This is a genomic window from Solihabitans fulvus (genome assembly GCF_008386585.1).
GTDB lineage: Bacteria > Actinomycetota > Actinomycetes > Mycobacteriales > Pseudonocardiaceae > Solihabitans > Solihabitans fulvus.
In genome coordinates, this window is the sequence record NZ_VUOB01000098.1 from 1 (window position 1) to 1628 (window position 1628).

Here is a 1628-nt window from a genome sequence, read left to right on the forward strand (position 1 = left end):
CTAAGGGGTTGCAGATAATTAACACGCCGATTTGATCTTGGCGATGAGGTCGGGCAGCGGGACGGGCAGGGTGACCGGCTCGATCGTCGTGCCGTGCTCGGCGAGGAGTTGACGGGTCTCGGTGATCGCGCGACGGATGGTGCTGCGGCTGCATCCGAACACGATCCCCACCGTGTCCTCAGGCAAGGACAGTCGCATGTGGAGGACGGTGGCCAGGACTTGATCGGGAAACGACAAGCGTGGTGGCCGACCCGATCGAGGCTCGTGCGGGCGAAGTCCTTGTTCTGCTCGGTGTTGCTGGTGTTGGCGATGGCGGGCCTGGGTTCGTGAGGCCCGTAGGGCGTCCAGTGCCGTGGTCAGCGTGTCCAGGTCAGGGCGGGACAGTCCGGTGAGCGCGGGGTCGGCCAGGGTGGTCATGTCCTGCGGAAGGGACGGTGGCGGGTCGGGTTGGCTGGTGTGGGCGTCGGTGTCGGGGTGCAGGGTGTAGTTCCACTCACCATGGAAATGGTGCCGAGTGATGGGCAGGGCGGCCATCGCCGCGTTGCTGATCTGGACCCCGAGCGGGTAGGTGTCTGTGTCCAGTGCGGCATGCACGCGCAGTCCGGTGCGGGTGGTGGTGGCCGCGATCGTGTTGACCACGACTTCGTGACTGGTCAGCGGCCTGCCCCGCCAGTTGAGGGTGATGTGGGAGAACAAGCGGTGCTCGATCCGGTTCCACTTCGATGTCCCCGGCGGGAAATGACAGACTGTGAGGGCCAGACCGGTCTGGGCGGCCAGCGTCGCGAGTTCGGCCTTCCAGGCGCGGGTGCGATAGCCGTTGGAGCCACCGGCGTCTGCGGTGATCAGTAGCCGGGTCGCGTGGGGNNTGATCGGTGCCGACGTTCACCCAGCCGGTGTTCGCGGCCAGATCGTAGATGCCGTAGGGCACGATCTTGCCCAGTTCCTTGTCCGGGAAGTCATGGACGTCGACCGGGATCGGTTCGCCGGCGGGGCGCCACTCGCGTCCAGCGTTCTTGAACTCGCCGACGAGTTCCTTCTTCTTGGTGTCCACGCTGATGACCGGCTGCTCCTGGGCGTGGTGATCCTTGACCTGGTCGTTGAGGTAACGAAACTGGGCGTCCCGGTCAGGGTTCTGCTTGCCCTCCATGGTCTTGACGTTGCCTTGCAAGCTGAATCCCTCGGCGCGCAACAGATCCGCGACCGTGTCGGCGGAGATCCGATGTCCCTGGGCGGTCAGTTCGTCGGCGAGGTTGCGGGTGGACTTGACTGTCCACCGCAACGGTGACATCGGATCGCCCCGCTCGTCAGGTTCCACCAGAGCCAACAACGCGGGTCGTAGTGCCGGATCGGTGTGAACCAGTCGTTTGCGGCCCGCGCCGGGGCGTCGTGTCCGACCCAGCGGTTCCTGGCCGGACTCCAACTCGTCTACCCCGTTGGTCACCGTCTGCCTGCTCACTCCGGCCGCGTGGGCTACCGCCGCGATGCCGCCATGACCCAGTGATCTGGCTTCGGAGGCCAGGTAGAGGCGTTGTTGCCGCTCGTCCAGGTGTGGCAACAACGCCGAGAACTTCGCCGCCAGCGATTCCATCGTGTCCACAGCAAGGGCCATACAACATCATGACCAGCCG

The 1628-nt window shown here is 65.3% G+C and carries 1 protein-coding gene and 1 pseudogene; both read right to left on the reverse strand.

The annotated features are described in order from the left end of the window. Positions 1 to 18: 18 nt before the first annotated feature. Complete coding sequence (locus F0L68_RS44985; RefSeq protein WP_188317082.1) at positions 19 to 198, reverse strand: helix-turn-helix domain-containing protein; 180 nt, start codon at positions 196 to 198, stop codon at positions 19 to 21. Positions 199 to 531: 333 nt separating this feature from the next. Continuing rightward, positions 532 to 1609 (reverse strand): annotated as a pseudogene (locus tag F0L68_RS39445) (ISAzo13 family transposase); the annotation flags it as partial. Positions 1610 to 1628 lie beyond the last annotated feature (19 nt).